Genomic DNA, 7194 nt, shown 5'->3' on the forward strand with positions numbered 1-7194 from the left:
CGAGAAGGCGAGCGCGTCGGCAACCATCGCGACGGTGAGCGCAACCATCATGATCTCGTGCCCCAGGGGCAGGTCGGCGACTGGAATGGCCAGGCTCGCGAGCACCAGCATCGCGATCACCGCCTGTATGATCTTCAGAAACGCCGCGCTCAGCATTCGCTCGAAAAGACGCGGACGTCGCGACATGACCGCGCGATAGGGAATGACATATTTGACGTTGAAAAGCAGCGACACCACCTGCCCCACTTGCGCGACGATCTGGAAGAAGTGGGCAACCTTAGGAAAGGCGAAGGCAACGGCGATACGCGGCGCCTGCCGATGTATCGCCAGGAGGAAGGAACTGCTCAGAAAGACCGCGTTGGTCCGGATCGCTTGCCAGCCGGTCGGCGAGAGACTCGGCCGCAGGTGCGTCGAGAAGAAAAAATTGACCAGCGTAATGACGGCGATCGACATTGACGCGATGAAAAAGGAATGGAGATAGTCGGCACCGAGATTGTAGCAGGCAACCGGAACCAACAGCCATATCGACCGGACCGACTGTGCAATGAACCAGCGGCTATACTTTTTCTGAAATTCGTAAAAGCGCGTCAGTTCGTCCGAGAATTTCTCGATCACGAACATCGACAGGGTGATCGCGACCAATTCCAGGCTCACGCCCTTCCAAATCAGGATCAGCGACAAGAAAAGAACGGCGACGCTGATGACGCTGATGTAGAGCAGGCCCGAGACATAGGATCGTTCGAGGGCGCGAAGATTCGGCGTGTTCGGCGTCGCGACCATATATTGCGAATGCACCGGAACCGACGAAGCGGTTAGCGCCAACGCCGCGATCGGGATCGCGAAGATCATGATGTTGCCGCCAGGCACGAAGAGCGCCTCGGCCGCCATCGCCGCCGGACGCAACATCAGAACGGCGGCTCGCTGGACGAGAAGCGAAATCATCGGAATGGCTGCTTTCGCCGGTCAGTGCGCACGCCGCGCGTATTCGGTCCCCGGACTCGAAGCCTGTGCGGGATCGAGACCGGCCGACGCAAAGAAGCGCCGCGTCCCGTCGCCATCGTAGAACGTGTAAAGCGTAACCGCATAGCGCGCGCCGTCAACGATAGGCTTTCCGCCGTGGATACAGCGGGTGTTGCAGATCAGCCGAGTTCCCGCCGGTCCTGTCACGCTGGTCAGCGGATCCGCGACCTTGTCAAAGCGATAGACCCCCAGCGGATATTTATGACGCTGCCGGACAAGGTCCCGGTGCGATCCCCGAACGAACTGAAAAGGCCCGTTTTCTTCGCCAACGTCGGAAAGATACCAGATCGATTTTACCTGGTGCGAGAAGGGCGAGTCCCGATGCAATCCACCGCCCGACCCCAAATTGTCCGCTTTGGGCGTAATGCGGTTGGCCATCAGCGTCCAGGACCGCACGCGCCGCCCGACATAGGCTTCGACATTGCGGATATTCTCGGGAATATGGAAATAGTCGATCAGGTCGTCGATATAGGCTTCCAAGCCGAAAATGCGCATATCGGCGCCAACCTTGTCCTGCCAGACGCGGCCTGGCGCGCCTCCGGCGAGCAGATCGTCGATGCGCGACCGCAGCGTCGCGCAAACCTCGGTCGGCAGAGCGTTCGGCTCGACACGGGCGGTTTCGATCGCGAGATCGCTGAAATCGCCGCGATTGCCCATCGTCCGCTGTATCAGATCGGCGGCGGTGACCTTCATATAGTCCATGGGGCGGGCCATCGCTGTACTCCTTAAATCTTCATGCCGACGGCGGCGGCCGTAACGGCTGTATTGGCGGCCACGTCGACGCTCATGGTTCGCCCCACGACCGCATCGAGCAGCTTGGGCGGAAGGCCGAAGCCCGGGCGCACGCTGCGGACCGCATCGGGCGTGACCACATCTCCCGCTTTCAGCGGCTTCACGAAATAGAGCGAGCGACGGAATTGAGCATTGCCGATCTCGCTCGACTTGCGGCCATAGTCGACCCTGCCCAGCGCGGACCATGCTGTACGGACCCCCTCGCACAAGTCGACGAGATCCTTGGGCTCGAGCGAAAAACTGTCGTCGGGCCCGCCTCCGCTGCGATCGAGCGTAAAATGCTTTTCGAAGAGCGACGCTCCCAGGGCCACGCTGGTGATCGCACTCACATTGTCCAGCGTATGATCCGAAAGGCCGATGACAACGCCGAAGCGCTGCGCCATATCGGCAAGGGTTCGCAAATTATAGTCCCCCGCCGGTGCCGGATACCCGCTCACGCAATGCAGAACTGCAAGTTCCTTGCAGCCACCGTCGCGCGCGGCCGCGATCGCCTCCGCTATCTCCTCGTCGTTCGCCATGCCCGTCGAGATGATCATCGGCTTGCCCGTCCCCGCGACATAGCGGATGAGCGGCAGATCGACCGCTTCGAACGACGCGATCTTATAGGCCGGCGCGCCCATATCCTCGAGCAGGTCGACCGCGCTGTTGTCGAACGGGCTGCTGAAAATCGTAATTCCGACGTCGCGCGCATGATCGAACAACGGCTTGTGCCACTCCCACGGCATATGGGCGCGCTCATAGAGCTCGTACAGCGTCTCGCCGTCCCACAGCCCTCCGCTGATCCGGAAATCTTCGGCATCGCTGTCGAGGGTGATCGTGTCGGCCGTGTAGGTCTGCATCTTGACCGCATCCGCACCGGCCCGCTTGGCCTCGGCGATGATTCGACGCGCAGTATCGAGGCTGCCGTTATGATTGGCCGACATCTCCGCGATGACATAGGGGGGCTGATCGACGCCGATCACCCTGCCCGCGATTGTTAAGGTCGGTCCCGTCATAGGTCGTCTTCCTCTTTTGCTGCGGCTGAAAGTTCCTGCGCCAGCAGGCCAAAGCATATTACATCGAGATAATTGGCACCGTCAAAATGCTGGTCGCGCAATACGCCTTCCTGACGGAAACCAAGACGCTGGTGAAAGGCGATCGACCGGTCGTTGTTCGCGATCGCCTGCCCGCACAGCTTGTGCGCATGCCGCTCCCCGAACACATGATCGAGTGTCGCGGCGCCAAGGCGCATACCGCTTCCCCGCGGAGCTCCGGGAACCAGGAAGAAGCCCCATTCGGCAATTCCGCCAGCATGCACGCCCGACAGGTTCACGAAGCCCAGATCCACCCCGCCCGCTTCATATATGAGCAGGTGCCGGCCCGGCTCGGCAAGGCAGCGGGTGAACCAGCGGCAATGCTCCTCCCATTCGATCTCGCGGCTGGTGAACATGAATCGGCGGACGTCCGGATGGTTGCGCCACGAAAGAAGTTCGCGCAGATCCTCCTCGCCCACCGGCCGCAGGCGACCGCCGGCTGTCTTTTCATGCGGCGATGCCATCGACAACTCCCATCGCATTCATGACACGCTCGACCCCGCGTCCGTCGACGAGGGCCGCGGCACACCGCGACATTTCGGCGAGCCGTGCGCCATCGCGGAGGAAAGCCGTGAGCTCGGTTTCGATCGTCCGGTCGTTCGACGCCATTTCTATGGTAGCGGCGGCCCCTGCCGCAACCAGGGCGTCGGCCACAACGCGCTGATTGTCCGCAAGAATCCACATCATCGTCGGCAGACCAAGACAGCAACGCTCCCACGCGGTGCTTCCCGCCGCACCGATCGCGGCGTCCGCCTCGGACATCAATCGCGCCATGTCCTGGCTGTGCTCAATCACCCGGGTTGGCATGGGCATCGCCGCGGCCTGGTTCGCAACCGCCTCTCGCCATGGGGCGGTCGGCCCCAGCACGACGACAATCTCCATATCGTCAGGCAGGCCGCCGCGGGCAAGCGCGGCCAGCGTGCGTCCGGTGAGATTTCCCTGATCGACCCCGCCCAAAGCGATCAGGAGCGTCGCCGGCGACGACTCCCGGCGGCGCGCGCGCGCTTCGGCACGATAACGGGCGAATTCGGGACGCAGCAGCGCATAGGCCGAGCCCGCCAATATCACAGTATCTTCGGGTACCCGATGCTCATAACTCTGCGGCGATCGACCGAGATTTTGATCGAGCAGCACATCGCAATCATGGTTGCGATCCGCCAGATCGTCGACGACCATGATCTTCTCGGCGAAGGGACGAAGTGTCCTTTCCCAAGTGATATCGAGTCCATAATGATCGACGATCAGCCAGTCCGGCCGCTTTGCGCGCGCCAGGTCGGCGACCGCCGCCGCATCGTCCGCCTGGTTGCCGCCGAGCCACGCCGAATGCGCAAGCGCGCCGGCTTCGGACCGGCCCATCGGCAGCAGGTGCACCGCATATCCGCGCGACCGAATGATTTCTGCGAAATGCCCGGGATGCTCGCGACATACGAAATCGATCTGGCCACCGGCCGATCGCAGTCCGTCGGCGAGCGTCAGGCAGCGCATGACATGACCGATACCCATTTCCAGCGACGCGTCGGCACGAATTAGGATGTTCATCCCATGGGGATGGCTCGCGGTCATTTTCGACCCGCCAGACGCGCACGGATCAACGGCATGGCGCTGGAAAGCAGCACGCTCATCACATCTCCTGCCTCGCAAGCGCGCCGAACAGAAGCTCGGCGCGCTCCCAATCCTCCTGTGTGTCGATGTCCTGGACCCGATGGCGCGGGACGATGACCGGGAGCGTCGCCTCTCCCAGGATAGGGCGAAGCTCCGTCCAGGCTTGCGCGCGTCCCCAATAGAATTGTCCGGCGTCGTGGAAGCGTTCATCAAGGTCCTGCGAGCGAGTGAGGTAGGCCGACGGATCGATCATTTGCAGCCGGCCGTCGCGGATCCGGCATGCCCGTTGGATCGGGAACGGGAAGCTCGTCACCGAGACGGCGAAATCGGCCTCACTGCCGACCAGGCGATCGAAGCCGTCGGCGATCAGTTCGGGCGTCACGAAGGGCGCCGTCGCATAGAGGCAGCAGCAATGATCGATCGCCATGCCGCTTTGCTGATGCCACTGCACCGCATGCTGCACGACCACGCCGGTCGGCGCGACGTCGTTGGAGAGATCGGCCGGACGCATAAACGGAACCTCCGCGCCGAACCCCTTGGCCACTTCCGCGATCTCGGCATCGTCCGTCGACACGATGACCCGGTCGAAGCGACCGCTCGCGAGCGCCGCTTCGATCGACCAGCCGATGATCGGCTTGCCATGAAAGGGACGGATATTCTTGCGCGGGATGCGCTTGCTCCCTCCCCGCGCCGGAATGACGGCAAGTTTCACGTCAATATCTCGTGCAGCGCCGCCGAAACGCGATCCTGCTGCGCGTCGGTCAGCGCGTAGAACATCGGGATGCTGATGGCTTCCCGGTAATAGGCTTCGGCTTCGGGATATTCGGCCGGGTCATAACCGAAAGCCTGGTAAAAGGGCTGCCGATAAATCGGGATATAGTGGAGGTTGACGAGAATACCCGCCTCGCGCAGCGCATCGAATACCGCGCGATGGCTTTTTCCGATCCGTTCAAGCTGCAGGCGAATGACATAGAGGTGCAGACCCGACCGGCCATCCGCATGTTGCCAGGGCAGCGTGATCGGCAGATCGGCAAGCAATGCGTCATAGCGCGTCGCCAGCGCGTGCCGGCGATCGATGAATTCGGCGAGCCGCGTCATCTGCGACACCCCGAGCGCCGCCTGGACGTCGGTCATGCGATAGTTGAAGCCCAGTTCGACCTGCTCATAATACCAGGGGCCATCGGGACTGTGCACCATTTGTGCGGGATCGCGTGTAATCCCGTGCGTCCGGAGCAGCGCAAGCCGCCGCGCGAGTTCGGGATTATTGGTCAGCGCCATTCCGCCTTCGGCGGTCGTGATGATCTTCACCGGATGAAAGCTGAAAATGGTGATATCACTGTAGCGACCGCTTCCGATCGGCTCGCCCTTGTAGCTTCCTCCGATCGCGTGCGACGCATCCTCGATCAGTGCGAAGCCGTAACGACCTGCCAGCGAATGAAGCCGCTCCATGTCGCACGGCTGGCCGCAAAGATGCACTGCGACCACGATCTTCGGCAGCCGGCCTTCGGCTTTCGCGCGCTCGAGCTTGGCTTCGAGCGCATCGGGGCTGAGATTATAGGTCCGCGGATCGATGTCGACGAAATCGACGCGCGCGCCGCAATAGAGGCCGCAATTCGCCGATGCGACGAAAGTGACGGGAGTAGTCCACAACCAATCGCCCGCGCCCAGGCCAAGCGCCAGGCACGCGGCATGGAGCGCCGACGTCGCGCTGTTCATCGCAAAGGCGTAACGCGCCCCCACGGCCGACAGAACCGCAGCCTCGAACTGCGGCACCGCCGGTCCCTGCGTCAGGAAGTCCGACTGCAGGACACCGACGACCGCGTCGATGTCCGCCCGGGAAATATCCTGCCGGCCGTAGGGAATCATTTCCATCAGATCGACCCGATCTTCGCGCTGTTATCGCTGAGCCACTTTTGCAGTTCCCCGTCGGCCATCCATTCATCGTTGCTGTCGCTGGCATAGGTGAACCCCTCGGGCACCTTGACCCCATCCTTGATACGGATCGGGCACGTTGCCCAGTCGTGGATGGTGGGCAGAATCTTGAAATAATCCGGATATTCATATGTGTAATAGGCGTCTTCGGGGCTGATCATCTGCTCGTGCAGCTTTTCGCCCGGCCGGATGCCGATGAACTCCAACGCCGCTTCGGGCGCGACAACGCGGGCGAGATCGGTCACCTTCATCGACGGGATCTTGCGCACATAGATTTCGCCGCCTTCCATATCGTTGAACGCGTGCCAGACGAGATCAACCCCCTGCTCCAGCGAGATCATGAAGCGCGTCATACGCTCGTCGGTGATCGGAAGGACGCCGCGATCGCGGATCGACAAAAAGAAGGGAATCACCGACCCGCGCGATCCCATCACATTGCCATAACGCACCACCGAAAATTTGGTGTCGTGCGCGCCCGAATAGCTGTTGCCGGCGACGAACAGCTTGTCCGACGCAAGCTTGGTCGCGCCATATAGGTTGATCGGGCTGCTCGCCTTGTCGGTCGACAGCGCGACGACGCCCTTCACCTTGCGATCGATACAGGCATCGATCAGGTTCATCGCACCCACGACATTGGTCTTTACGCATTCAAACGGATTGTATTCCGCGGTCGGCACGATCTTCGTCGCCGCCGCATGCACGACATAGTCGACACCATCGAGGGCGCGATACAGCCGTTCGCGGTCGCGAACGTCGCCGATAAAGAAGCGAACCC

At 61.9% G+C, this 7194-nt stretch carries 8 protein-coding genes; all 8 read right to left on the bottom strand.

Annotated features, from left to right (window positions below; genetic code table 11):
• Positions 1-942: hypothetical protein (locus VGD20_RS09590; protein WP_331134224.1), on the bottom strand; the 942-nt coding region annotated here is incomplete at its 3' end.
• Positions 943-963: 21 nt separating this feature from the next.
• Positions 964-1734 (bottom strand): phytanoyl-CoA dioxygenase family protein, encoded by a 771-nt coding sequence (locus VGD20_RS09595; RefSeq protein ID WP_331134225.1) that lies wholly within the window; start codon positions 1732-1734, stop codon positions 964-966.
• An 11-nt stretch (positions 1735-1745) separates the two neighbouring features.
• The gene (gene pseI / locus VGD20_RS09600; RefSeq protein ID WP_331134226.1) at positions 1746-2807 is read right to left on the bottom strand and encodes a pseudaminic acid synthase; all 1062 of its coding nucleotides are present in this window, start codon (positions 2805-2807) and stop codon (positions 1746-1748) included.
• Positions 2804-3349, bottom strand: a complete 546-nt coding sequence (gene pseH, locus VGD20_RS09605) for a UDP-4-amino-4,6-dideoxy-N-acetyl-beta-L-altrosamine N-acetyltransferase (RefSeq protein WP_331134227.1) — start codon at positions 3347-3349, stop codon at positions 2804-2806. Before pseH ends, pseI begins: the two co-directional genes overlap by 4 nt.
• Positions 3333-4424, bottom strand: a complete 1092-nt coding sequence (gene pseG / locus VGD20_RS09610; RefSeq protein WP_331134228.1) for a UDP-2,4-diacetamido-2,4,6-trideoxy-beta-L-altropyranose hydrolase — start codon at positions 4422-4424, stop codon at positions 3333-3335. The genes pseH and pseG overlap by 17 nt, the downstream gene beginning before the upstream one ends.
• Before the next feature lie 82 nt (positions 4425-4506).
• Entirely contained in the window at positions 4507-5199 is a 693-nt protein-coding gene (gene pseF, locus VGD20_RS09615) for a pseudaminic acid cytidylyltransferase (RefSeq protein ID WP_331134229.1), read from the bottom strand.
• Positions 5196-6359, bottom strand: a complete 1164-nt coding sequence (pseC, locus tag VGD20_RS09620; protein ID WP_331134230.1) for a UDP-4-amino-4,6-dideoxy-N-acetyl-beta-L-altrosamine transaminase — start codon at positions 6357-6359, stop codon at positions 5196-5198. The genes pseF and pseC overlap by 4 nt, the downstream gene beginning before the upstream one ends.
• Positions 6359-7194: UDP-N-acetylglucosamine 4,6-dehydratase (inverting) (pseB, locus tag VGD20_RS09625; RefSeq protein WP_331134231.1), on the bottom strand; the 836-nt coding region annotated here is incomplete at its 5' end. The genes pseB and pseC, both read right to left, overlap by 1 nt.

It is taken from the genome of Sphingopyxis sp. (assembly GCF_036402335.1).
Classification (GTDB): Bacteria; Pseudomonadota; Alphaproteobacteria; order Sphingomonadales; family Sphingomonadaceae; genus Sphingopyxis.